Below are 24881 nucleotides of genomic sequence, written 5' to 3' on the forward strand. Positions count from 1 at the left end.
CCCATCTCGATGTCGCCCTTGACGTGGACGGCGTCCGACAGGTTGATGGTGATCGAGGACTGCACCCGGTCGAAACCATCCGATCCAGTCTCGTCGACGATGTCACCGGCATTGTCGACGATGTAGGTGTCGTTGCCGGCGCCGCCCTGCATCAGGTCGGCGCCGGTGCCGCCCTGCAGCGTGTCGTTGCCGGCATCGCCTTGCAGCGTGTCGTTGCCGGCGCCGCCGTCGATGAAGTTGTTGCCGGCATTGCCGATCAGCAGGTTGTCGAGGCCGTTGCCTGTGAGGTTGACGTTGGCGCTGCCGGTCAACACGCCCATCTCGATGTCGCCCTTGACGTGGACGGCGTCCGACAGGTTGAGGGTGATCGACGACTGCACCCGGTCGAAGCCGTCCGATCCGGCCACGCTCTCGTCCACCACGTCGCCGGCATTGTCGACGACATAGGTGTCGTTGCCGGCGCCGCCGAACATCTGGTCGGCGCCCGTGCCGCCGTCGAGATAGTCATTGCCAACGAATGGAGAGGCGGATTTCTCGTCGCCGTAGAGAACGTCGTTGCCGTCGCCGCCATAGAGGTGGTCGTTGCCGTCGCGACCGCGCAACTGGTTGTCGTTGCCGTCTCCGGTGATCGTGTCGTCGAAGGACGAGCCGCGGACTTGTGTCACCCCGATCAGCGTATCCGTGCCGATGAAATGATCTCCGGGATTGGCGTCTGTAGCCGTTCCGGTCGCCAGGTTGACGTTGACCGCCCCGCCGGCGTCTCCGTAGGTCACCCTGATGACAGCTGTCCCGTCGCCTTCGACACGGTCGTTGCCGGCACCGAGACGGACTTCGAGCCAACTGCCGAACGAATTGGTCCAACTCGAATCGACATAGATGGTGTCGTCGAAATCGCTGCCCGTGAGGACATGAAGGCCCGAGATTCGATCGGTCCCGCCGAGGCCGTCATTGACCAGAAAGCCCGTGGTCGTGTTGCCGCCACCTAACCCGCCGTGGCTCGTGGCCGTCAGGTTGGCGACGATGCCCGTTGTCGAGGTGACATAAAGAACCTCGGCATAGTCGATGTTGTCGACGTCACCCGACGTTTCGCCGATGATGCGGTCGTCGCCGTCGCCGCCGAGCGCCTGTCCCTGGCCGACGATGGTCAGGGTGTCGTTGCCGGCACCACCATCGAGAAAGTCGGAAAATTCGGCGCTTGCGACGCCGCCGCCGTTGATCGTGTCGTTACCGTCGTCGCCGACCAGCAGGTTCGAGCCGCTGTCGCCGGTGATGATGTCGTCGAACCTTGTGCCGCGCACATCCTCGATATTGGTGAGCGTGTCGGTATCGCCGAACCCGTCGGTTGCTGTTCCCGTCGCAAGATTGACGGTGACGCCCGACGTGCCGCCAGAGTTGGCGTCATTATGATAATCGACCGCGTCGATGCCGCCTCGCCCGTCGATCGCGTCGTCGCCGGCAAGGCCCTTGATGATATTGTCGTTGTCGTCGCCGTAAAGCGTATCGTTGCCATGACTGCCACGGATACGCTCGATACTGGTGAGCGTGTCGGTCGTGATGCCGTCGGCATAATGTTCGATGCCGGTGCCAGCAACGAGGTCGACCTCCACGTAAAGAACGTCGTGGTCACCGCCATAGTGGATTTCGTCGCTGCCACCCCTTCCGTCGACGGTATCGTTGCCGCGTAGCGAGCGGATGATGTTGTCTCCGTCGTCCCCGCGCAGGACGTCGTCATGATTGGTGCCGGCCATGCCCTCGATGCCGATCAGGATGTCGGTGTCGCCGTAGGTGTCGGTCGCCGTCCCTGCGGCGAGATCGACGGTAACGCCCGCTCCGCCACCTTCGCCCGCATACCAGACGTCGTCGAAATCATCGCCGCCATCGATCGTGTCGTTACCGCCGCCACCGGTCAGGGTGTCGTCGCCAGATCCTCCATAGAGATGGTCCAGGCCAGCGCCGCCATAGAGCTCGTCCGAGCCGTCGCCGCCGTCGATCGTATCGTTGCCGGCGTCACCGTAGAGAATGTCGTCATCGGCATTGCCGTTGAGAATATCAGCGCCGTTGCCGCCATGAATCTCATCATTGCCGTCGCCACCGTTGATCGTGTCGCTGCCGTTGCCGCCGTCAAGCACATCGTTTCCGGCGCCGCCGCTGATCGTGTCGCTGCCGTCTCCGGAATAGAAGACGTCGTCGCCGCCGTTGAGAAAAATGGTGTCGTTGCCGGTGGGATTGAAAGGAATGTCGTCGCCGACCACGTCGGAGGAATCCGCGACCTCCCCGAGGTCGTTGCCGTGATACGTCCAGTTGAACGACATGAAGAAGTGCTCGATCGCAGCGTAATCGCCATTCTCTTCGGCGATGGCGGCCTGCAGCGCGTCGGACACCGGCAGCGAGGTCGTGATATCGCCCTGGTGAACGTTGTCGAGCGTGAAGGAGACGCCGGTGATCGTACCGCCGGCCAGGGATGAATCCTCGTCATAGACGAAATCAGTGCCGGTAAAGACAGCGACAAGGATGCCAAGGTCCGTCTCGACCGTTAAGGTGCAAGTTGTTGTCTGTGCGTTGGAGACGTCGCCGCTCGTAATGACGACAAGAGCGTCCATAACTTGAGCGAAGCCGGCAATGGAGCCAGCATCGGCGGTATAAGTTGCGTCAGTCATGATCTTCCCCCCTGACAAAGCTCGATCGGCGGCTCGAACATCATGCTCGAGACCGAAAAGCCGCCACAAATAAACCCGATGCTAAGGATGTTTGAGAGTCATTTGCGGGTCAACCCCCATTTGAGGGAGGACAATTGTAGGCGTGCCCGAGATATTCGGGTCAACTTGCTGGATTCGGCCGCACGAATTGCGACGAACTATTGCTGTATTCGAATCCAATGAATAAGCGTGCGTGTCTTCATGCGGATGGCAAGTGTCCCGTCCCATGGTTTCGTCCGTTGACAATGTCGGCAAACAAGATCTTCGCGCATGGCTTCAAGGGGATACAAAGCGTGATTTACCCGGAACCTGCCCGGGACCGCCATTGTATTGACCTGTAAAAGCCCGGCCGATAAACGTCACGGCGATCAGCCAGCGCTTGGCGCGGCAACCTTTCAGCACATGACTCCATACACAGGGACGTTGGCGACTTCATGAAGGGTATCATTCTGGCCGGCGGCAGCGGCACGCGCCTCTATCCTCTGACGCTGGCGGTCTCGAAACAGATCCTGCCTGTCTATGACAAGCCGATGATCTATTATCCGCTCAGCGTTCTCATGCTGGCGGGCATTCGCGAGATTCTCGTCATCTCCACGCCGCGCGACTTGCCTGCCTTCAAGGAGCTGCTGGGCGACGGGAGCGAGTTCGGCCTGGAATTCTCCTATGCCGAGCAGCCTCATCCGAACGGACTGGCGGAAGCGTTCATCATCGGGCGCGAGTTCGTCGGATCGAGCAGCGTGGCGATGATCCTCGGCGACAACATCTACTTTGGCGACGGTCTCTCCGACGTATGCCGCAACGCGTCGACGCTGACCAGGGGGGCGTCGGTCTTCGCCTATCGTGTCGACGATCCCGAGCGCTACGGCGTCGTCAGCTTCGACAAGGATACGGGCAAGGCGCTGTCGATCGAGGAGAAGCCGCTGAAGCCGAAGTCGAACTGGGCCGTGACCGGACTTTACTTCTACGACAACGACGTTCTCGACATTGCCGCCTCGATCGAACCCTCGGCGCGGGGCGAACTGGAAATCACGACCGTCAACAATGTCTATCTGGAGCGTGGAGAACTTTCGGTCCACCGGCTCGGCCGAGGCTATGCCTGGCTGGACACCGGCACGCATGACAGCCTGCAGGAGGCGTCGTCCTTCGTGCGGACGATCGAGCACCGGCAGGGCATCAAGATCGCCTGCCCGGAGGAGATCGCCGTCGAAAACGGCTGGCTTGCGCCGGCAAGGGTTCTGGAGCGCGCGGCCAGATTGGGCAAGAACGAGTATGCGGTCTATCTGAAGCGGCGCATGGCGGAACTCGAGGAAGAAATCTGAATGCTGACCGTTACGCCTCTCGCCTTGAGCGAAGTGCTCGAGATTACGCCGCGCCGTTTCGGCGACGACCGCGGCTTCTTTTCGGAAACCTACAACGCGCAACGGATGGCAGAAGCCGGGATCGATCTCGTCTTCGTTCAGGACAATCATTCCTATTCGGCCGCCGCCGGCGTGCTGCGCGGGCTCCATTACCAACTCGCGCCGCGCGCGCAGGACAAGCTCGTGCGGGTCGTGCGCGGCGCCATCCTCGATGTCGCCGTGGACATACGCCGCGGATCGCCGGGCTTCGGCAAGTGGGCCGCGCTTGAAGTCAGCGCCGAGAAAGGCAACCAGATTCTGGTGCCGAAAGGTTTCGCCCACGGTTTCGTCACGCTCGTCGACAATACGGAGGTGATCTACAAGGTGACGGATTTCTATTCGCCGGACCATGACCGCTCCATCCGTTTCGACGATGCGGATATCGGTGTCGACTGGCCGCAGGCGGTGGCACCCTTCACCTTGTCGCAAAAGGATGAGGCGGCGCCCCTGTTGCGCGACGCCGAGGTTTTCGAGTGAGGACGACAGTGACGAAAAACATTCTCGTGACCGGAGGGGCCGGCTTCATCGGCTCGGCCGTCTGCCGCCATCTCTGCGCCAATCCGGCTTACAGGGTCACCAATGTCGACAAGCTGACCTATGCCGGCAACCTGGCCTCGCTGCGCGCGATCGAAAATGCGCACAATTACCGCTTCGTCCAGGCCGACATCTGCGACGACGCCGCCATGCTCGACATCATGCGCCGCGACGAGATCGATGTGGTGATGCATTTGGCTGCCGAAAGCCATGTCGACCGTTCGATCGACGGGCCTGGCGCTTTCATCGAAACCAATATCGTCGGCACCTTTCGGCTGCTGAATGCGGCGCTCGAATATTGGCGCGGCTTGTCCGGCGAAAAGCGCGACGGCTTCCGGCTTCATCATGTCTCGACCGACGAAGTGTTCGGCGATTTGCCCTTCGACAGCGGCATATTCACCGAGGAGACGCCCTATGCGCCGTCGTCTCCCTATTCGGCCTCCAAGGCCGCGTCCGACCATCTTGCGAGAGCTTGGCACGAGACCTACGGCCTGCCGGTGGTCCTGTCCAACTGTTCCAACAATTACGGCCCCTTCCATTTTCCGGAGAAGCTCATTCCGCTCGTTCTTCTCAACGCGCTCGATCGCCGGCCGCTGCCGGTTTACGGGACAGGGGCGAATGTCCGCGACTGGCTTTTCGTCGAGGATCATGCGCGGGCGCTCGAGCTGGTCGCCACGACAGGGCGGCCGGGCGAGAGCTATAATGTCGGCGGTCGCTCGGAGCGCACCAACCTTGCCGTGGTGGAAGCGATCTGCGACGTCCTGGACAGGCGCCGGCCGCTTGCCGACGGCTCCTATCGCGACCAGATCACCTTCGTGACCGACCGCCCCGGCCATGACCGCCGCTATGCGATCGATGCTTCGAAGATCGAGCGCGAGCTCGGCTGGAAGCCGTCCGTGACCTTCGAGGAAGGACTTGCCCGCACGGTCGACTGGTATCTCGACAACGATTGGTGGTGGGGGCCGATCCGGCGCGAACGCTATTCCGGCGAGCGCTTGGGCGATGGCAAGCGGGGCGCTGCGTGAAGGTTCTCGTCACCGGCAGGGAGGGGCAGGTGGCACGCTGCCTTGCCGCCCGGGCCGCGGATCAGCGCGATCTCGAGACGATATTCGCGGCACGCCCGGAATTCGACCTCGCGCGGCCGGAGACGATCGCACCGCTGATCCGGGCCGTGCGGCCCGACGTCGTCGTCTCGGCCGCCGCCTATACCGCGGTCGATCAGGCAGAGGACGAGCCGGAACTGGCCTTCGCGGTCAACGGCGCGGGGGCGAGGGACGTGGCCAAGGCCGCCGCGTCCGTCGGCGCACCTGTGATCCATCTGTCGACGGATTACGTGTTCGACGGAACGCTGGACAGGCCGTACAGGGAAGACGACCCGACCGGGCCGCAAGGCGTCTATGGTGCGTCCAAGCTGGCGGGAGAGCGGGCGATCGCGGAAGCCAATCCGAACCACGTCATCATGCGCACGGCCTGGGTGTACAGCCCGTTCGGGAAGAACTTCGTGAAAACCATGCTGCGGCTGGCGGAGACGCGCGACGAGGTTTCGGTCGTCGCGGACCAATGGGGCAATCCGACGTCCGCCGGCGACATCGCGGAAGCCGTTCTGGTCGCCGCGCGCAGGCTCGTGAACGACGATTTCGACGCATGGGGCATTTATCATTTCGCCGGCGAAGGCGAGGCGAGCTGGGCCGATTTCGCCGAAGAGATCTTCCATGTCTCCGGCGAGCGCGGCGGGCCGCGCGCCAATGTGCGGCGGATCGGAACGGCCGACTATCCGACAAAGGCGCGCCGTCCCGCCAATTCCCGGCTCGACAGCAGCCGGTTCCGGCGCGTGTTCGCGCACGCGGCGCCGCGCTGGCAGCAAAGCGTCCTGTCCGCCGTCGAGAGCCTGGTTCTCCCGATCGAGAAGGCGAGATCATGAAATTCGCCAATTTTCATGGTCGAAACCCCAGGCTGGGCTCCGGTTCGACCAATCCGGCCCTACTGTCCTTCCCGTCCCGGTGATAGAGCACGTATATTTCAGTCAAGATCGAGCAACACGAGTCCCTGGATAACGATGGTGAAGCAAAAGCAGTCTGTGTCACGCAAAACGACCGGCCGCCGGCCGGCCGCGCGACGGACCTGCGTTCTGATTCTGGGCATGCACCGGTCGGGCACCAGCGCCCTGACCCGGACGCTTTCACTGTTGGGATGCCAGTTGCCGCAACGCCTGATGGGGGCCGCCGAAGGCAACGACGCGGGCCACTGGGAGCCTTACAGGCTGGTCGCCTACAACGAGCAGTTCCTGCAGGGGCTTCATTCCAGCTGGCACGACTGGAGGCCGCTGGATCTGACCGGCCTATCCTTCGAGCGCAAGGCCGATGCCAGGAAGGACATTCTGAAGATCATCGAGGACGACTACGGCAACGCCAAGCTGTTCGTGGTCAAGGATCCGAGAATCTGCAGGTTTCCGACCTTTTTCATGGAGACGCTCGAAGAGGCGGGGATCGACGTTTCCCCGATCCTCATATTCCGGAATCCGCTGGAGGTTTTCTCGTCTCTGGAGGCGCGCAAGGCTTTCTGGCCCGAAGGATTTTCCATGGCCGACGGCGCCCTGCTGTGGCTGTCGCACGTCCTCGAGGCCGAGCGTTCGAGTCGCGGCTACAAGAGGACGCTGGTCACCTACGACGCCCTGCTGGGCAATTGGCGCGACGCCGTGTCGAAGGTCGCCAAGGAAACGAAGATTCGCTTTCCTGCATCATCCGACGAAGTCGCGCCGCTGGTCGACGAGTTTCTCAGCGAGGGACTGCGTCACCACGCCAAGAGCGCCGCCGAGGTCGCGATCGATCCGGTCTTGCGCGGCTGGTGCAGCGAGGCTTTCGAAGCTCTGATCAAGCTGAGCGCCAATCCCGGCGCGAAGGATCCTCAACAGACCCTCGACAGGATTTATTTCGAGTTCCGGCGCGCCCTGCCGATCCTCGAAAACCTGCTGGCGACGGCGCGCAGCCATGCACAATCCGCGGTCGAGACGGAGCGGGAACTGCGGCGCCAATCGGATCAGCAGCGGGATGAACTGAACGGGAAAGCGGAGGAATTGGCCGCGAGCCTGGCCAATGTCCAGGAGGTTCTTTTCAAAGCGCGCGGGGAAATCGAGACCCTGACGTCGAACGTCCAAGAAATGTCCGCGCAGCGCGAACAGATCGGACAGGTGAACGAGCAGCTTCTCTTTCAGGTCAGGAAACAACTGCGCGTCGAGGATGGAGACAACCGTTCGCTGGATCAACTCGTTGGCGACCTGATCTCCCGTTTCGACGAAGTGTCGAGCGAAGCCGCCGCAAAGGGGAACGATGCCGAACGTCTCGGGCATCTGGCCGAAGAGCGTGCATCGCTTCTGACGGCGGCCCGATCCGAACTGGAGGATCTGAAACGGCGCGCCTCGGAGAGCGACGGCGCCGCCGAAAGCCTCCGATCGGAAATAAACGACCTTCGGCAGCAGCTTGCGCAGGCGATGAAGCGGGAGCAGGCACTAAAAACGGTGCAGACCGATCTCGCCGACACGACGGCCGCGCTTGAAGGAGCGCAGGCGCAAAAGCAGGAGCTCCAGCTCAGATTCGATCGAATTCGGAGCCAAATGCGGGAGTTCGCGCAAACGCAGGCCAGGCTGGCGCATTACAAGGGAGAGGTCGACAGGCTCGCCGGGGAGCGGGATGCCTATCAGGCCCAGGCAGACGCTGTCGACCGTGAGCGGAACCAGGCCCGCGCGGAGGAGCAACGGCTTCACAATGTTCTGGATGCCGTCTACCGCAGCACGTCATGGCGGCTGACCGCACCCGTCCGCGCCATCGGCGGGTTGCCGCGCAACGCCCGGACCGGGATATCGAAATCGGCTCGGTCGGCCTGGCACAAGCTGCCGCTGCCGACGCGCGCGAAGCAAGGCTTCAAGTCCGCCGCTTTCAAATCTCTTCCCGTCGTCTTCCGCAGGACGAAGGCCTACAAGGCATGGCGCAACTTCAACGAGCAGTCTGCGAATGTCGTGGCATCGCCGGGGATCGAAATGGCGCGCGATGCCGATTCCGCAGCGCCCGCAACGGGCTATGTTCCCCTGCTGCCCGTCGCGCCCCCGGCAAACAAGCCGGTGCGCGTGGTCGCCTTCTACCTGCCGCAGTTCCACCCCATCCCGGAGAACGACGAATGGTGGGGCGCGGGGTTCACGGAGTGGACCAACGTGCGGCCCGCCAGCCCGCAATTCGTCGGTCACTACCAGCCTCACGTCCCCGGCGAGCTTGGCTATTACGACCTTCGGGATACGGCAGTCCAGCGCCGCCAGATAGAACTCGCCAAGCTCTACGGCGTGGAGGGTTTCTGCTTCTACTTCTACTGGTTCGGCGGCAAGCGCCTGCTCGAGAAGCCGCTCGAGAACTGGCTTGCGGACAAGTCGCTCGACCTGCCGTTCTGCCTGTGCTGGGCGAACGAGAACTGGTCGCGCCGCTGGGACGGGCTCGACCGTGAAGTCCTCATCGCGCAGGACCATTCACCGCAGGACGACCTCGCCTTCATCGCGGAAGCCGCGCCCTATCTGCGCGATCCGCGTTACATACGCATCGACGGCAAGCCGCTTCTGCTCGTCTATCGCCCGAGCCTCCTGCCTTCGGCGCGCGAGACCGCCGAGCGCTGGCGGCGATGGTGCCGGGAGAACGGCGTGGGCGAGATATTCCTGGCCTACACGCAATCCTTCGAGACCGTCGATCCGACCCTCTACGGTTTCGACGCCGCCGTCGAATTCCCGCCCAACAATTCCGCTCCGCCCAACGTCACGGACACGGTGACGCCGCTCAGGGAGGATTTCAGCGCGAATATCTACGACTGGAGCTGTTTTCCGCAGCGAAGCGAGACATATGCGGAGCGCAAATATCCGCTGTTCCGGTCCGTCTGCCCGTCATGGGACAACACGGCGCGGCGCAAGTCCGGCGCTTCGATCTTCGTGAACAGCACGCCGGCGCTCTATCGCCGCTGGCTCGAAAACGCGATCCGGGACACGGTCGCGCATGTCGGGAACCCGCAGGAGCGGCTGGTCTTCGTCAACGCGTGGAACGAATGGGCGGAAGGCGCGCATCTCGAGCCCGACGCGGCCAATGGTTACGCCTATTTGCAGGAGACGCGGAATGCGCTGGAGGCGACGGGCGGCCATGCGTCCCTGCTCCCCGCGGCCACGCAGGCACCCGTCGCGATCGTCATCCATGCGTTCTACCCGGATGTGCTGGACGAGATTCTGTCCTTCGCGAGCCCGCTTCCGAAACAGCACAAGATATTTGCGACGACGACCGCCGAGAAGGCGGCGGATGTCCGGGACCGACTGGAAAAAAGCGGGAGGGACTATTCACTGCGTATCGTTCCGAACCGGGGCCGCGATGTTCTTCCCTTCTTTTCTTCGTTCGGGGATCTGATGGGCGAAGGATTCGAGTTTCTTGTGAAGGTGCACACCAAGAAGTCGCTACACCGCGACGACGGGGACGTCTGGCGCCGGGACCTGTATGCGCGGCTGCTGTCGCCGGGGAAATTCACCGCGGCTCTGGCGGCGTTCATGGCAGACCCTCATCTTGGCATGGTCGGCCCCGAGGGGCATTACGTTCCGATGTCGACCTACCTGGGATCGAACGAAGCGCGCATTCTCGCCATCGGCGAACGATTGGGCCTGTCGCAAGGGCAGGTGCGATCGCAACCCTTCTTCGCGGGCACCATGTTCATGGCCCGGGCCAAGGCGATCGAGCCGCTCATGACCACGAGGTTCGCAGCCGAAGATTTCGAGACCGAAGCCGGCCAGATAGACGGTACCCTGGCCCATGCGATAGAGAGGGGCCTGGCGCTGAGCGTCGCTGCAAGCGGAATGCGGTTGGCGACCGATGCCGACCTCGACGGCATTGCGAGGGTCAATGAGCGCTATGGGCATGCGTGATGATTTGAGGGCGTACCATGAAGCAGATTTTGCTTACGTCGTATCGACAACGAAGACTGTGAATGTTCGATATAAATTGAATATTTATTAATCCGATCGTCACTCTATCTTAACTGAATATAATATGAAACCTTTAGATCTTCATCTTGTCCATGTCGGGAAATGCGCTGGCGAAAGCGTTCACAGTGCGCTCAACCAGCACAAGATTTTCCCGAAAGAGCATCACTGCGGTAACAGTAATGCCGATCTCGCTGATGCTATTCTTGCCGACGATCCAACCCTTTTTTTTATTGTCCTAATTCGAGATCCGGTAGCGCGGTTCGTTTCTGCCTTTGAGTGGGATCTATGGGAGAAAGTTCTTCTCCCCGAAGCGCCGCCCCGGAATGAACAATGGCGGCACATCTATGAAACCTTTCAGTCTGCAAATGATCTGGCAGAAGCGTTGACCGCGAAAGATGCCGCCGTCCGGATGATTGCGGACAAGGCCATGCGCAACAGCAGGCTTCACATGCACATGGACCTTGGCTGGTATCTGCCTCCGCACGTCGCCCGACGTCTGACGCCGGCCAACTCGTTTGCCGTTAGGACGGAGAATATAGTCGGTGATTTCGGCAGGCTCATCAAGGAACTTGACGCGCCCGCGATTCCGGACTTTGTCCTTCCACTTTCTAAGAACGATTACAAAAAGAAACTACCGGAAGAGCGTCGCCCCCCGTTGAGCGAGTTGGCTATATCCAACATACGAGACTATAGTATTACTTCCTATGAGACGATAAGGATTCTCAAGGAAAACGGAAATATTCCTACTTAGATCAAAATGGATGGCACCAATGGCGATATACCCGTCGGTTGAAGGCATACCTCTTCCACCTCAAGAACTGTTGTTTATGGATAAGGACGCCGCTGCTGGACTCGAACACGGCAAGAAACTGATCACTCTCATCCAGCAGAGGGCAGGAATTGGAAGCGGACAGTTCCTTGACATCGGCTGCGGGTGGGGGCGGGCTGCCTATGGTCTTCTAAGCGCCGGCTTCCCTGGCAGCTATGTCGGGTTCGATGTTCTGCCGACGCAAATCGATTGGTTGCGAGCCAATTTTTCCCCTGTTCACCCTCAATACCGTTTTGAAAAAACGCATATTAGAAATGCGTTCGAAAGAGGCGATGCGGGAGATGTATCGGCAAATATTTCACAATTATGCAGCGGCCCGCTGGATATAGCTATTGCCCTGAGCATTTTTACTCATTTGTATGAAAGTACCGTGGTCGGCTATCTGGAAAAGGTTTTCAACCTTCTGTCTCCTGGTCGCACTTTCATCTTTACGGCCTTTCTTCTTAATGACGAGTCCGAGGCTTTGGTCAGAGACGGAAAAGGTTATTTCAAGCCGACTCACAGATTGAGCGATCACTGCTCGATCCAAGATCCAAACAATCCACGCCATGTGATCGCGTATTCTGAGCACTGGTTAACGGAATTGGTTGCGAGACAGGGCTATATCGTTGATCGGGTTTACTATGGAAATTGGTGCGGTCGAGATGCGGTGACTCACCCCGATGGGCAGGATTGGATTATCTTGCGTAAACCGTGACAGCTATTGAAAATTGGCAAACGGCGGTTTCAATACAGCAACATAGAGGATAAGGCTCTTTAACAAATTCTAGAATAATGGGCCTTATTCTCTTATTCTATTTATTACTAAAATAGATATCCGCTTCTTCAAAACACTTCACGCGGCTGTTTTCCAGGCTCAGGATTTTGTTGCAGGTGCTCTGCAGGAGCGCCATGTTGTGGCTTGCGAGCACCAGGATGGCCGCGTCTTCCGACATCTGCTTCATCCGCGCGCGCGCCTTCTCCTGGAAGGGCGGGTCTCCGGCCCCGATCCATTCGTCCATCAGCAGGATTTCCGGCTGGAAACTTGTCGCGATCGAGAAGGCCAACCGGGCAGCCATGCCCTGGCTGTAGGTCTTGAACGGCATGTCGATGAAATCGCCGAGCTCGCTGAAGGCGATGATCTCTTCCATCCGGGCGGCGATCTGGTCCTGGCTCCAGCCATTGATCAGTCCGCGCAACTCGATGTTGCGGCGGCCCGTGGCCTCGCGCCGGAAGCCGAGATTGATGTTGAAGAGGGCGTCGACCTTGCCGTTGATGGCGATCGTTCCGCCGGTCGGCTCGTAGATGCCGTAGAGAACCTTGAGCAGCGTCGTCTTTCCCGCTCCGTTCGGGCCGACGAGGCCCAGCCGGTCGCCGGCCTGAAGCGAAAACGAAACGCCGTCCAGCGCCGTGACGTAGCGCCGGCCGCCGGCGGCCTCTATGCGTCCGCCGGTCGGAATGCGCCTGTCTGTCGGCGCGAAGGACAGCTTCTGCCGAAGCCGATACCGCAGTTCCAGATTTTCGACGTCGATGGAAACCATTACAGCACGAACACGATCTGCTTGCGGAAACGCCCGAGGCAAAAAATGGCAAGCCCCCACAGGACAGCCGTCATGCCGATGCACAAGGCGAACGAGCGCAGCGGAACCTCTCCCGCCACCACCGGCACGCGAGCGATCTCGAGGAAATAGGTAAGCGGGTTCCAGTAGTAGAAAACACCCTGTATGCCACCTTCGTTCTGGTGCACCCAGAACACCGGCGTGAGAAAGATGGCCAGTCGCGTGATATTCTGCACGACGAAATTCATGTCGGGAAAGAAGGCGCCCAGCGTAGCGAAGACCGTGATGACGGCCGGCGTGGCAAGCAGGATGAGAAGAAGTCCCGCGGCGGAAAACAGCCAGAAGCTCGTCACCGGCGTGCCGGCAAGCAGCAGGATCGCTATGCATCCGGCGAACGCATAGCATGCGCGGATCGCCGATTGGGCGGTCATTCGCATGATGTAGACTGTCAGGGGAAGCGTCGTCCCCTTGATGAAGCTTTCTTCGCGCGTGAACAGCGAAACGCTCAGGTTGATCACCTCGATCATGTAGAAGAACACGAACAGGCCGATCGCCACATAGGCCGGATAGTCGGGCGATTGCGCCGTCTGGCCGAAGATGACAATGAAGGTCCCCGCGAAAGCCAGGTAGTTGATGAGCAGCCACGCGGGGCCGAGCGCCGTCCTCCGGTGCTGGTCGCCGATATCCTCCTGGGCGAGGGCCATCCACACCCGCCGCATGCGAATGCCGTGACCTATGTCCGTAAAGGCGCTGCGGACCAGTTTTATCATGGTTTGCTGGTGGCTCGACTCGTGCGGTTAGGGAGGATGCGACAGCGGTGGTCGATACAGAAGGCGGGCGGAATGTTCAATGCTGCTGCCATGAAGCGCAATGGCGGCATGCATCTCCTGTGAATTTGTCGCTTTTGTGTTGGCCGGCCTATTCCGTCCCGACCGGCGACGGTTCAAGCGCCTGTGGCGGCAAGGCGGGCCGATGGAGCGGCCGGTGCCGCGCGCCTCAGGCGTAAACCCCGAGGACGCGGCAGAACGCCACCGTCAGATCGGTCGCCGTGGCAGCGAGGGATTCGCGCACGAACAGGAGGTTGCTGTTCGAGATCGGCGAGGGCGTCGGCGTGGTGACCGGAACGCTTATCTGGTTGCCCATGCCGTCGCCCAAGGCGTTCTGGCCCAGCGCCGTGCCCGCCGCGCCCGTGCCCGAATAGCTTTGTGCGGCGGGGCCGTTGCTGGAAGACGCGTAGATCAGCAGCATCACGCCCTTTTGCGGGAAGACGGCGCCGAGCGCATTCTGCAGAAAGCCGGATATGTCGATCGCGACCATCTGTAGCGCATTGGCACCCGTGGGGTTCGGGTCGCCGAACCGCAAGGCGTCTCCCGCCGACCATCCGGCGACATGGGCGGCGTCGGTCACGCGCAGGCTGGCGGCCGAAAGATCGTAGTCCACCCAGGCCGCTTCGGCCGGCGCCTTGCTGGTGTTCCATATCCGCACCGCCGCAAGGCCGCGCATCGCAGTGCCGAATATCTGACCGGCCGAAGCGGACGACAGCGTCAGCGTCGTGCCTGAGACGCCTGACAGGGCAAAGGTGCGCGGCGTGGCGGGACGGGAGACGTCGAGGCGAAAGACGGAGCCCGGGTCGGTCGGAATGTATTGCGCGACGGCAGCCCCTGTCGAATGCACGAGGCCCTGGGGAAAGCACGGACGGCCCGTCGCCGTTTCGACCCGCATCGCCGTCGCCCAGCCGGCGCCGTCGGGAGACACTTTCAGCGAAAGATCGTCGTCGCCGCACAGGCCTATCTCGGCGCGTCCCGCCCAGCCGTCCTGCATCAGCAGCGAAACGGTGTTGGCGGCCGACTCCTTGTTCATGGTGAAGCGCATGTCGCCGCTGCCGCCATCGGCGACGTATGGGGCGCTCCACAGGGCTTTGCTCACCTTGGCGGCGAACGGATTGGCCGCATCGGCCGTGGTGCCTATGCCCAGCAGGGACAGATTCTGGAATTGCGAAAAGCTCTCCTCGAGCGCGGCCCAGATGCCGCCTGTGCGGCAGACGAGCTTGTGTTCGTCCGCCACCCAGGCCAGCCAGCCTTCCCGCGGCGTCAGCATTGTCCACGCGCCGTCCTGGAAAGCGGCGACCAGCCCGTCCTTGCCCGACCATGTGCCCTCCGCGCCGCCGCCGACGATGTAGCGGTCTCCCTCGGCAGGCGTCTCAGGCGGCGCCGTCAGGCCACGGCTGACGACGGAGAGCTGGATCGTCGCGTCGAGCAGTCGCAACGCCTCGTTGTGGGTGACGTGCTTCTGGGCCTGCGAAGGCATGATATAGGGAAGGCCAAGCAGGTTCGTCTGATCGCTCATCGCGTCGCTCCGGTGTCAACCGGTTCGATCTTGCCGCCGCCGCCGCACGTGTTGACAGAATGATGGCCGCAGGCCTCGTCTTGGCGGAGTCGCGGTCGGAAACGCGAGCGTTGTCAGCAGGTTCGCCTCGTTCTTTTCCGGCGATTCCTGTCGCGACTGGAAAAACTGTCCACGCTTCGGCGCGTGGCCGATCGCCGGCTTTTTCAGAGTTTCCCAAGCAGGCAGGCAGCGTAAAGTCCGAGATTGGCGGCCAGCGACTGCCGGTAGGCGCCGGAGCGCATCAGCGCTGCCAGCCGGCCAGGCACTGCGCCCGAGTGCACGCGTTCGAGTTCCGCGAGGACGGTCCTGGCGTCGTCGGTCAGAAGATGCTCGCAGCGCCGAAGCCCCGTCAGGTTCTGCTCCATCCACTTCGAAAACCTGCCCCGCAGCAGGAAGCGGTAACGCGACAGCCGTGCGGTCATGCCCGTATTCGAACCGACGATGTTCTCGGCATGCTGGCGGTAACCGATGCGTGGTTGCGGGCAATAGTGAACATCGCCGCCGGCACCGGTGACGATCAGGTATGTCCACCAGTCATGACTGACGAAGCCGTCCTCGCGACAGGCTTCCCTCACAAGCGCCCATGCCGGCTGATTGAGAACCATCGTGTTGGCGCCGGCGATGCTTTGAACGATGGCGTTGCGGAAACTCGGCGGGCGCGAAAAGAGCGGCGACAGGCCGACCGGCTTTCCCTGGAGGTCGATGGTGCGCGTGCGCGAGCAATAGACGCCGGCCTTGCCGGGCGGGAGGCTTTTCAGCCAGTCCACCGCGACCGCCAGCTTGTCCTTGTCCCAAACGTCGTCCTGGTCGCAGAACGCGTAGTAGTCGGCGGCGACCTCCGGATTGAGAATCAGGCTGCGGAAATTCTCGGCGAACCCCGCGCGGGGGCCGCTGACGATCCGGAACCTGCCGAGGTTCCAGGATTTCTCCGCGGCCTGGAGACTATCGATCGTGCCGTCGGTCGATCCGTCGTCGGAAGCCCATACGTCGACCCGGTCCACCTGTTGCCGTTGCAGCGATTCCAGCTGTTCGCCGAGGAAACGATCGCCATTATAGGTGGCAAGCAGGATCGCGACATGCGCGTGCCGGACTGAACTCCGTGGTGTCGGGATCACGATGGCGGCGTTTCCTGTTCGGGCGAGACAGACCCTTGCACCCGATCCGCGGCGATCGTCAAGCAAGCCGCTCGCAATCGGGTCCCACTCACTGTAACCGGATGATCGCATGCGTGATGGGCCGCGGACTTGTCGATCGTCCTGTCTCGGGATAGGCGGTTGCAATCGCCTGGGCGCGTGCGGCAGAAAGCTGTCGGGCGTTGTGGTGCGGCGAAGCATTGACGGTGATAGGGTACAGGCTTGCTGAGGACAATCGCGGCGACAGCCAGGGCGGTTATGGGAAAGGCCTTACAGCACATCGTCGCGCTGCCGCGGCCGCGCAAACGCCTCATTCTGGTGACGATGGACTTCGTCGCCCTCGTGGTTCTGGTGTGGCTGAGCTACTGCATACGCTTCGCTACCGCCTTCCAGCCCAATCTCAATCAGGCGCTGCTGATACTCGCGGCGCCGGTTATCGCCATACCGATCTTTATCCGCCTCGGCCTCTATCGATCGGTCCTGCGCTACCTGCCGGATCGCGCGATCTGGACCATCCTGCAGGCAGTCACGCTCGCGGTACTGGGATGGATGGCTCTGGTCTTCCTCACCTTCATGACCGGCGCCGAAGGCGTGCCCCGCACCATTCCGCTGTTCTACTGGCTGGGTGCGGTCGCCTTCCTGATCGGCAGCCGCTTCGGCATCAAATGGCTGCTGCTTGGCAGCGTCGAGGGCGACTACGCGCTGAAACGGATTCTGGTCTACGGGGCCGGTGATGCCGGCGTCCAACTCCTGAGCGCGCTCCACAGCTCCAGGGAACGGCAGGTACTGGGCTTCATCAGCGACGATCCCACGCTGCGCGGCATGGATATCATGGGGCTGCGCGTCTACACGTCCGATGCCGTCGGCGCGCTGGTCTTCAATATGGGCATCGAGGAAATCATCATTTCGACGTCCTCCCTGGACGCGGCCCAACGCAAGCAGGTGTTCGCGAAACTGGCTCACCTGCCGGTGAAGCTTCGGATCGTTCCACCGATCTCCGACCTTGCCGGCGGCCGTTATCTCGTCAATTTCGTGCGCGATTTCGATATCGACGATCTGCTCGGCCGCTCCGAAGTGCCGGCGAATCCCGACCTCCTGCGGCAGGCGGTCAACGGGAAGGTGGTTCTGGTCACCGGCGCTGCGGGATCGATCGGATCGGCCCTTTCCCGCCTGGTTTCCGGTTTCAGCCCGGCCGCTTTGGTCCTGCTCGACGTGAACGAGCATGGGCTCTATGAGATAGATCGCGAGCTGACCCAGATCGCCAACTGCCGGGTTGTTCCCGTCCTGGGATCTGTGGCTGAACGGAAGTTCATCGATCGGGTGCTGCGGGACAACAAGGTCGACGCGGTCTTTCACTGCGCCGCCTACAAGCATGTCGCGCTTGTCGAGGCCAATACGCTTGCCGCGGTTTGGAACAACGTCTTCGGCACGGCGACGCTGTTGGAAGCCGCGCGTGGGGCCGGGGTGGAGAATCTTGTCCTGATCTCCTCCGACAAGGCGGTGCATCCCGCGAGTGTGATGGGAGCGACAAAACGCTGGTCGGAACTTATCGTGCGCCACTACGGAGCGGGGCAGATGAGCGATGGGCGCCCGCGATGCTTCAGTTCCGTCCGGTTCGGCAATGTCATCGGATCGAGTGGATCGGTGGTGCCGCTCTTTCGCGAGCAGATCGCCAATGGCGGCCCTGTGACGATCACCCACGAGAACATGACGCGATATTTCATGTCGGTGCGTGAGGCGGCGGAACTGATCGTCCAGGCGTCGGTCCTGTCGCAGAGCGGCGACGTTTTGCTGCTGGAGATGGGAGAGCCGGTGCGTATCCGCGATCTCGCGCAGGACATGATCGCTCTCGCCGGCCTGACGGTTCGCAATGCCGCCAATCCCGACGGCGACATCGAGATCGTCTCGATCGGTCCGCGGCCCGGCGAGAAGATCTTCGAGGAACTCTTCTACGATCGCGACGGCGTTACGCAGACCGCCCACCCCAAGATATTGAGGGGACGGCAGTTGGAGTCCGTCGACGACGACATCCCCGCCAATCTGGCCAGGCTCAATGAGGCTTTGACGGCCGGCGACGAGGAAGCCGTTCGTCACATCCTGTTCGAATGTGTGAAAGCATCGTTGGGAACGGTCGGGGCCGACCAATCGAAAGCGGCGCAATAGCGAAGCTTGAAGCAGGAGAACTGGTTTGGCGTGCCGGAGAAAACGGCTCATGTCGTGGCGTATAGGCCTCCGCAGAATATCGAGATCATGAAACGGACGGTCGATCTTGTCGCATCGGCCTTCGGCCTTCTGCTCGCCTCGCCCGTGCTTCTGGTGCTGGCGCTCGCCATCCGGCTGACGTCGGAAGGCCCTGCGCTGTTTCGACAGGTGCGGGTAGGTCGCGACGAGAAGCCTTTCGTCTGCCTGAAGCTGCGCACCATGTATGCCGGCACGCCGTCGGTGCCGACGCATGATGCGCCCGCGGCGGCGGCGACGCGTCTCGGCCTGATATTGCGGCGCTGGAAGCTCGATGAACTGCCCCAACTGTGGAATGTCCTGGTCGGCGAGATGAGCCTCGTGGGGCCGCGCCCATGCCTGCCGAGCCAGAACGAGCTGATTGCCGAGCGGCGACGACGCGGCGTTTTCTCCATTCGTCCCGGCGTGACGGGCCTCGCCCAGGTAAGCGGTGTCGATATGTCCGATCCCGCCGGATGCGCGGCGCTGGACGCGCGCTACATGGCCGGCATGGGGTTGTTGCCCGACATGACGATCCTGTTCAGGACGTTTGTCCGGCCCGGCCCGGCCGTCGCGCCGCCGCAGCAAGAGCCCTGAGCGCGGCATGGGTGTCATCCTCGCAATGCCAGCCAAGAGCGGCGAGCCGGTCGGAGCGAACGATCTGACCGGCGGCGAGCAGGCGGGCAGCGTCCCCTTGCAGCGCGAGCGCGGCGGCGAACCGCAGCACGCCTTCGGGCAGGTGGAACAGGCGCTCGGCCCGCACCAGGCCCCGTCTGAAGGAGGCAAGGATCTCTCCCGTGTCCAGGCTTTGGCGATCCCCGGCGAGATAGATGTCCTGCAGCGGACCCGTATGATCGAGCAGAAGCAGGGCGGCCCGGACGGCCGTGCTGCGGGAGACCAGCGTTCCCGGCGCCCCGTAGCGCCTGAACGGCAGGGGCATCGGCGTGTCGGCGAGCCGAAGCAGCGCGCCAAGCTGCCCGCGCATGCCCACGCCATAGACCGGCGGAAGGCGCAGAGCCGTCGCGTCGCCGCTTCGCCCGGCTGCCTCATAGGCCGCACGAAGCAGTCGTTCGCCTTCCAGCTTGGAGCGCCCATAGGCGGATACGGGACGGCAAGCCGTCGCCTCGTCCAGCGTCGCCGTTTCCCATCCGTCGATCATGGCGCGGGTGGAGGAAAGAAAGATGAAGCGGCCGGGAACCGTTCGCGCCGCTGCGCGCCCGAGTTTTTCGGTCAGCACGGCGTTCGCCGCAAAGACGTCGCGTTCGGTGCGCCCGGCATCGCTGTTGAGCGCCGCGCAGTGAACAATGCCGGTGGCGCCCGCCAGCGCCTCTTCGAACAGGCCGGCCGGCGCCTCCGGAGCAGGCAGGCTCCTTGTTTCCTCGGCGAGGTTCGGCTTTGCGACAGAGCGCGACAGTACGCGCACGCGCTTGCCCGAGGCGCGCAGCGCTGCCACGAGATGACGTCCGATCATTCCGGTTGCGCCTGTGACGACGATGGTCACCCTTTCGCTCCTCGCTCTCGCATGACGGGCGGCAAGACACCGCACCTTGGGAAAATCCTATTCCAAGCCGGTTTGGAACTTTGTAAAGAACCTCTCGGCTTGGACTTGCAAATAGGCATGCCGGTCTTGTTTATCGGACGCCGCCGACACATTTTACCGGCCCTGAAGGGCGGTAGCCAAACCAATATCAAGACGAAACGGAAGCATGCAAAGCTTGAAAGATACGCCTGAGGCGCTGACCCATCTTGATCGGCTGGAGGCGGAATCCATCCATATCTTCCGCGAGGTCGCCGCGACCTTCTCCAATCCTGTGATGCTGTATTCGATCGGCAAGGATTCGTCGGTTCTGCTCCATCTCGCGATGAAGGCGTTTGCGCCGGCCAAGCCGCCGTTTCCGCTGCTGCACGTCGACACCACGTGGAAGTTCCGTGAGATGATCGCGTTCCGTGACCGCATGGCCGCGGAACTCGGTTTCGACCTTCTGGTCCATGTGAACCAGGACGGCGTGCGCGCCGGCGTCAATCCGTTCGACAGCGGATCCAACGTCCATACCCACGTCATGAAGACCGTTGCGCTGAGGCAGGCGCTCGATCACTACAAGTTCGACGCCGCGTTCGGCGGCGCGCGCCGCGACGAGGAGAAGTCGCGCGCCAAGGAGCGCATCTTCTCCTTCCGCGACCGCCGGCACGGCTGGGACCCGAAGGACCAGCGGCCGGAGATGTGGAACATCTACAATACCCGCGTCCAGCCCGGTGAATCGATCCGCGTCTTCCCGCTGTCGAACTGGACCGAGCTCGACATCTGGCAATACATCATGGCGGAGAACATCCCCATCGTGCCGCTCTATTTCGCCAAGCGCCGTCCGGTCGTGGAGCGCGACGGCATGCTGATCATGCGCGACGACGACAGGATGAAGCTTCGCGACGGCGAGACCGCCGAAGAGCGCCTCGTCCGATTCCGCACCCTTGGCTGCTACCCGCTCACCGGCGCGATCGACTCCGATGCCGATACGCTCGAGAAGATCGTCGGCGAGATGCTGACGGCGCGCACCTCGGAGCGGCAGGGACGCCTGATCGACAAGGACGAAGCGGGGTCCATGGAAAAGAAGAAGCGCGAGGGATATTTCTGATGACGCGCCTTGAAAAGCCTACCGAGGACGCCGCCGGCACCAGGCTCGGCGTGTATCTCGCCACCCAGAAGAACAAGGGCCTGCTGCGGTTCCTCACCTGCGGATCGGTGGACGACGGCAAGTCGACCCTGATCGGCCGCCTTCTCTACGACACCAAGCTGATCTTCGAGGACCAGCTGGCCGATGTCCAGAACGCGTCGCGCAAGTTCGGCACAACCGGCGAGGACATCGATCTCGCCCTTCTGGTCGACGGGCTGGAGGCCGAGCGCGAGCAGGGCATCACCATCGACGTCGCCTATCGCTTCTTCACGACGCCGGCGCGCAAGTTCATCGTCGCCGACACGCCCGGCCATGAACAGTATACGCGCAACATGGCGACCGGCGCCTCTACCGCCGACCTTGCGGTGGTGCTGGTCGACGCGCGCAAGGGCGTCCTGCCGCAGACGCGGCGGCACTCCTTCATCGCCTCGCTGCTCGGCATCCGCCACGTCGTGGTGGCGGTCAACAAGATCGACCTGATCGATTTCGACCGCGGGCGTTTCGAGGCGATCGTCGCCGATTATCGCGCCTTCGCCGACAAGCTCGGCTTCACCTCCATCGCGCCGATCCCGATGTCGGCGCGCTATGGCGACAATGTCAGCATCCGTTCGGAACACATGCCTTGGTACGATGGCCCGACGCTGATCGAGCATCTGGAGCAGGTCGTCGTCGACGACGATCGCGCGAGCGCGCCGTTCCGCTTTCCGATCCAGTACGTGAACCGGCCGAACCTCGATTTCCGCGGATTTGCAGGCACGATCGCGACGGGGCGCGTCGCCGTCGGCGACGCCGTGCGCGTCGCCAAATCCGGCAAGCAGTCGCTGGTACGGGAAATCCTGTCGCCGCGCGGCAGCGTCAAGGCCGCCGAGGCGCATCAGGCCGTGACCCTTCTTTTGGAAGACGAGATCGAGCTGTCGCGCGGCAATATGCTGGTTGCGCCCGAAGCGCCGCCGGAAGTCTCCGACCAGTTCACCGCCGATATCGTCTGGATGGACGAGCATCCGCTGCTTCCGGGGCGCTCCTACATTTTGCGCACCGAGACGGACCAGACGCCGGCGACCGTCTCGGAACTGAAATATCGCGTCAACATCGAGAATTTCGCGCATGAGGCGGCCTCGTCGCTGGCGATGAACGAGATCGGCTCGTGCAACCTGTCGCTGCAGGCGCCGATCGCCTTCGACCCCTATGGCGAGAACCGTTCGACCGGCACGTTCATTCTGATCGACCGTACCACCAACCGCACGATTGCGGCGGGCATGATCGCCCACGGCCTGCGCCGCGCCACCAACGTCCATTGGCAGGCGCTGGACGTGGACCGCAAGGCACACGCCGCGCTGAAGAACCAGCGCCCGCGCGTCTTGTGGTTCACCGGCATGTCCGGTTCGGGCAAATCCACCATCGCCAATCTGGTGGAAAAGAAGCTCCATTCGGAGGGCCGGCACACCTATATCCTCGACGGCGACAATGTCCGCCACGGATTGAACCGCGACCTGGGTTTCACCGACGCCGACCGCGTGGAGAACATCCGCCGCGTGGCGGAGGTGGCCAGGCTGATGGCCGATGCCGGCCTGATCGTCATCGTCTCCTTCATCTCGCCTTTCCGCTCGGAGCGTCGCGCGGCGCGCGAGATCATGCGGCCGGGCGAATTCGTCGAGATCTTCGTCGACACGCCGCTGGAAGAGTGCATCCGCCGCGACCCCAAGGGGCTGTATGAGCGGGCGCTCAAGGGCGAGATTCCCAACTTCACCGGCATTTCCTCGCCTTACGAGGCGCCGGAGAACGCCGAGATCAGGCTTGAGACCGTTGGCCGCACGCCGGAGGAAATGGCCGAGGCGATCGGGCGCTGGCTTGAAGAGAACCAGCCGGCGGCAGGGGACGAGTGAGACAGTGACCGAAAACGACCTGTCGCACATGATCGAGGTCTTCGAGCGACTCGTCGTCGAGGCGGGTGATGCCATCATGGAGGTCTATGCCGGTCCGATCGACGTCGACCGTAAGGCCGACGCCTCGCCGGTCACCGAGGCCGACCGCCGCGCGGAGGCGATCATCCTGCGCGGTCTTCGACGGGAATGGCCTTCCATTCCCTGCGTCGCCGAGGAGGAGGTTTCGTCCGGCGTGCTGCCGGAGATCGGCGACGGCCCCTTCTTCCTCGTCGATCCGCTCGACGGAACCAAGGAGTTCGTCAACCGGCGACAGGATTTCACCGTCAACATCGCCCTGGTCGAGGCCGGCGTTCCGATCGCCGGCGTCGTCTATGCACCGGCCCGTCGCGACATATTCTGCGGCGCCGGCGCAAAGGCGTCGCGGGCGAGCGTCGCTTCTGCGGGAAAGCTGGTCGATCGCAAATCAATCGCCGTCCGGACGGCTGACGCGGCGCCGGTCATCGTCGCGAGCCGGTCGCACAGGACGCCGGAGACGGACGATTTCATCGCGAAATTTCCGGGGGCCGACCTCATTTCGGTCGGATCGTCGCTGAAATTCTGCCTCGTGGCCGCCGGCGAGGCCGATCTCTATCCGCGCCTCGGACGCACGATGGAATGGGATACGGCTGCCGGCGATGCCGTTCTGCGGGCCGCGGGGGGCGTGACGCTGACACTGGATGGACAGCCGTTCACCTACGGAAAGCGGCTCCCCGCGTATCCGGATCAGTTCGGCAATCCGTCCTTCGTTTCCCGGGGCAATATTCCGCAGGACTGGCACGCAAGGCTGTTCGGTCACTGAACTCGCCACGCGCTCGGGCGTCCGAGGCTGATAGTCAATAACAGCTCTGTCCGGTGACCGCCGCCGACCTTGACACGCGAATGCGTTTGCGCGTTTCCTTGACGAAAAGCGCGGCCATCGAGCGTTGGCGCGGGAGCATGAGGCTGGTGGGTACAGAACCATGACCGAAACAATGGGCAGATCCTTCGATCTCATTTCGGGGCTGGCGTTCGGGTTCGGCGCCGTCGTGATTGTCGCCAGTCTCGTGTCGGCGCTGCTGACGTTGCTGGCCGTCGCCAACGCCGTGCTTTAGCGGTCGCTGCTTCTTCCATCAGCCGTTGCGCTGCAGTCGTCTCACTCGAAATCCGGTCTCGTGTCCGCCGGTTGTCGGCGTGAGGCATTTTGCCTTGCGCCTCGTTTGACGGTCACGCAGCCTGCTGCGACGTTTCGTGCCTTGCGGATGAGGGTGCGCGCTTGTAAAAAGTGGTATCTGGAATACTACTTTATATCGGAAGCCGATGGATCCGCAGCCTCTCGACCGAATCCGCTCCGTGACGGAGCAGCCGCTGGAGCACCCGCAGGTGGATCGCGCCTTTATCGGGCGGCTGGTGCGTGCCTTCTATGCGCGGGTGCGTAAAAACGAGCGGCTGGGGCCGATTTTCGAGCGCCACATCGCCGACGACTGGGAGCCGCATCTGGAGAAGATGACCGACTTCTGGTGTTCGGTCATCCTCAAGACGGGAACTTACCAGGGCCGGCCGGTTCCGGCGCACCTCAAGCTGAAGGAAGCC

The 24881-nt window shown here is 62.4% G+C and carries 18 protein-coding genes and 2 pseudogenes; 14 read left to right on the forward strand and 6 right to left on the reverse strand.

The genetic code is table 11. The features are described from left to right. Positions 1 to 2657, reverse strand: a pseudogene (locus tag ABMA46_RS20955) (hypothetical protein); the annotation flags it as partial. 473 nt (positions 2658 to 3130) lie between these two features. Here ABMA46_RS20955 and rfbA point away from each other — a divergent pair. The 7 genes from rfbA (at position 3131) to ABMA46_RS20990 (ending at position 12145) form a co-directional block, all read left to right on the forward strand. Further along, a complete protein-coding gene (gene rfbA / locus ABMA46_RS20960; protein ID WP_349001944.1) occupies positions 3131 to 4015 on the forward strand; it encodes a glucose-1-phosphate thymidylyltransferase RfbA in 885 nt (294 codons plus the stop codon). Then, positions 4016 to 4570 carry a dTDP-4-dehydrorhamnose 3,5-epimerase gene (gene rfbC / locus ABMA46_RS20965; RefSeq protein ID WP_349001945.1) on the forward strand — a complete coding sequence of 185 codons (555 nt, stop codon included), beginning with the start codon at positions 4016 to 4018 and terminating at the stop codon, positions 4568 to 4570. It begins immediately after the preceding gene. 8 nt (positions 4571 to 4578) lie between these two features. Then, a complete protein-coding gene (gene rfbB, locus ABMA46_RS20970) occupies positions 4579 to 5652 on the forward strand; it encodes a dTDP-glucose 4,6-dehydratase (RefSeq protein WP_349001946.1) in 1074 nt (357 codons plus the stop codon). Continuing rightward, positions 5649 to 6548 (forward strand): dTDP-4-dehydrorhamnose reductase, encoded by a 900-nt coding sequence (rfbD, locus tag ABMA46_RS20975; RefSeq protein WP_349001947.1) that lies wholly within the window; start codon positions 5649 to 5651, stop codon positions 6546 to 6548. The genes rfbB and rfbD overlap by 4 nt, the downstream gene beginning before the upstream one ends. Positions 6549 to 6824: 276 nt before the next feature. After that, entirely contained in the window at positions 6825 to 10559 is a 3735-nt protein-coding gene (locus tag ABMA46_RS20980) for a glycoside hydrolase family 99-like domain-containing protein (protein WP_349001948.1), read from the forward strand. Between the two features lie 124 nt (positions 10560 to 10683). After that, the gene (locus tag ABMA46_RS20985; protein WP_349001949.1) at positions 10684 to 11370 is read left to right on the forward strand and encodes a hypothetical protein; all 687 of its coding nucleotides are present in this window, start codon (positions 10684 to 10686) and stop codon (positions 11368 to 11370) included. A 19-nt stretch (positions 11371 to 11389) separates the two neighbouring features. After that, positions 11390 to 12145 carry a class I SAM-dependent methyltransferase gene (locus tag ABMA46_RS20990; RefSeq protein WP_349001950.1) on the forward strand — a complete coding sequence of 252 codons (756 nt, stop codon included), beginning with the start codon at positions 11390 to 11392 and terminating at the stop codon, positions 12143 to 12145. 97 nt (positions 12146 to 12242) lie between these two features. Here the strand turns inward: ABMA46_RS20990 and ABMA46_RS20995 are convergent. The 4 genes and pseudogenes from ABMA46_RS20995 to ABMA46_RS21010 all read right to left on the reverse strand — a co-directional run. Beyond that, positions 12243 to 12803 (reverse strand): annotated as a pseudogene (locus ABMA46_RS20995) (ABC transporter ATP-binding protein); the annotation flags it as partial. Between the two features lie 164 nt (positions 12804 to 12967). Continuing rightward, complete coding sequence (locus ABMA46_RS21000; RefSeq protein WP_349001952.1) at positions 12968 to 13690, reverse strand: ABC transporter permease; 723 nt, start codon at positions 13688 to 13690, stop codon at positions 12968 to 12970. Positions 13691 to 13982: 292 nt separating this feature from the next. Further along, positions 13983 to 15332, reverse strand: coding sequence for a DUF2793 domain-containing protein (locus ABMA46_RS21005; RefSeq protein ID WP_349001953.1), 1350 nt, complete (start codon positions 15330 to 15332; stop codon positions 13983 to 13985). Positions 15333 to 15535: 203 nt separating this feature from the next. Beyond that, the gene (locus tag ABMA46_RS21010; protein WP_349001954.1) at positions 15536 to 16486 is read right to left on the reverse strand and encodes a glycosyltransferase family 2 protein; all 951 of its coding nucleotides are present in this window, start codon (positions 16484 to 16486) and stop codon (positions 15536 to 15538) included. A gap of 276 nt (positions 16487 to 16762) precedes the next feature. On the opposite strand from ABMA46_RS21010, the gene ABMA46_RS21015 reads away from it, so the two are divergent. Together ABMA46_RS21015 and ABMA46_RS21020 are read left to right on the forward strand one after the other, a co-directional pair. Continuing rightward, complete coding sequence (locus ABMA46_RS21015; protein WP_349001955.1) at positions 16763 to 18667, forward strand: polysaccharide biosynthesis protein; 1905 nt, start codon at positions 16763 to 16765, stop codon at positions 18665 to 18667. A gap of 87 nt (positions 18668 to 18754) precedes the next feature. Next, positions 18755 to 19318, forward strand: a complete 564-nt coding sequence (locus ABMA46_RS21020) for a sugar transferase (protein ID WP_349001956.1) — start codon at positions 18755 to 18757, stop codon at positions 19316 to 19318. Here the strand turns inward: ABMA46_RS21020 and ABMA46_RS21025 are convergent. Next, positions 19263 to 20222, reverse strand: a complete 960-nt coding sequence (locus tag ABMA46_RS21025; RefSeq protein WP_349001957.1) for an NAD-dependent epimerase/dehydratase family protein — start codon at positions 20220 to 20222, stop codon at positions 19263 to 19265. The genes ABMA46_RS21020 and ABMA46_RS21025 overlap by 56 nt on opposite strands. A gap of 205 nt (positions 20223 to 20427) precedes the next feature. On the opposite strand from ABMA46_RS21025, the gene cysD reads away from it, so the two are divergent. From cysD to ABMA46_RS21050, 5 genes are all read left to right on the forward strand, one after another. Then, the gene (cysD, locus tag ABMA46_RS21030) at positions 20428 to 21351 is read left to right on the forward strand and encodes a sulfate adenylyltransferase subunit CysD (protein ID WP_349001958.1); all 924 of its coding nucleotides are present in this window, start codon (positions 20428 to 20430) and stop codon (positions 21349 to 21351) included. Beyond that, complete coding sequence (gene cysN, locus ABMA46_RS21035; protein WP_349001959.1) at positions 21351 to 23273, forward strand: sulfate adenylyltransferase subunit CysN; 1923 nt, start codon at positions 21351 to 21353, stop codon at positions 23271 to 23273. The genes cysD and cysN overlap by 1 nt, the downstream gene beginning before the upstream one ends. Before the next feature lie 28 nt (positions 23274 to 23301). Then, on the forward strand, positions 23302 to 24111 hold the full coding sequence (gene cysQ / locus ABMA46_RS21040; RefSeq protein ID WP_349001961.1) for a 3'(2'),5'-bisphosphate nucleotidase CysQ: 810 nt from the start codon (positions 23302 to 23304) through the stop codon (positions 24109 to 24111). Between the two features lie 160 nt (positions 24112 to 24271). Beyond that, the gene (locus ABMA46_RS21045; protein ID WP_349001960.1) at positions 24272 to 24403 is read left to right on the forward strand and encodes a hypothetical protein; all 132 of its coding nucleotides are present in this window, start codon (positions 24272 to 24274) and stop codon (positions 24401 to 24403) included. 205 nt (positions 24404 to 24608) lie between these two features. Then, positions 24609 to 24881, forward strand: a 273-nt coding sequence (locus ABMA46_RS21050) for a group III truncated hemoglobin (protein ID WP_349000119.1), incomplete at its 3' end; no start/stop codon positions are given.

Origin of the sequence: Mesorhizobium hunchu (genome assembly GCF_040081975.1) — a bacterium.
Classification (GTDB): Bacteria; Pseudomonadota; Alphaproteobacteria; order Rhizobiales; family Rhizobiaceae; genus Mesorhizobium; species Mesorhizobium hunchu.

What these genes read in the sequence shown, in the direction of transcription:
- rfbA (WP_349001944.1), top strand. Translation starts at nt 3,131, where the DNA reads ATGAAGGGTATCATTCTGGCCGGCGGCAGCGGCACGCGCCTCTATCCT.
- ABMA46_RS21045 (WP_349001960.1), top strand. Translation starts at nt 24,272, where the DNA reads ATGACCGAAACAATGGGCAGATCCTTCGATCTCATTTCGGGGCTGGCG.
- ABMA46_RS21005 (WP_349001953.1), bottom strand. Translation starts at nt 15,332, where the DNA reads ATGAGCGATCAGACGAACCTGCTTGGCCTTCCCTATATCATGCCTTCG.
- ABMA46_RS21015 (WP_349001955.1), top strand. Translation starts at nt 16,763, where the DNA reads ATGGGAAAGGCCTTACAGCACATCGTCGCGCTGCCGCGGCCGCGCAAA.
- ABMA46_RS20985 (WP_349001949.1), top strand. Translation starts at nt 10,684, where the DNA reads ATGAAACCTTTAGATCTTCATCTTGTCCATGTCGGGAAATGCGCTGGC.
- ABMA46_RS21000 (WP_349001952.1), bottom strand. Translation starts at nt 13,690, where the DNA reads ATGGCCCTCGCCCAGGAGGATATCGGCGACCAGCACCGGAGGACGGCG.
- ABMA46_RS20990 (WP_349001950.1), top strand. Translation starts at nt 11,390, where the DNA reads ATGGCGATATACCCGTCGGTTGAAGGCATACCTCTTCCACCTCAAGAA.
- cysN (WP_349001959.1), top strand. Translation starts at nt 21,351, where the DNA reads ATGACGCGCCTTGAAAAGCCTACCGAGGACGCCGCCGGCACCAGGCTC.
- cysD (WP_349001958.1), top strand. Translation starts at nt 20,428, where the DNA reads ATGCAAAGCTTGAAAGATACGCCTGAGGCGCTGACCCATCTTGATCGG.
- rfbC (WP_349001945.1), top strand. Translation starts at nt 4,016, where the DNA reads ATGCTGACCGTTACGCCTCTCGCCTTGAGCGAAGTGCTCGAGATTACG.
- ABMA46_RS21020 (WP_349001956.1), top strand. Translation starts at nt 18,755, where the DNA reads ATGAAACGGACGGTCGATCTTGTCGCATCGGCCTTCGGCCTTCTGCTC.
- cysQ (WP_349001961.1), top strand. Translation starts at nt 23,302, where the DNA reads ATGATCGAGGTCTTCGAGCGACTCGTCGTCGAGGCGGGTGATGCCATC.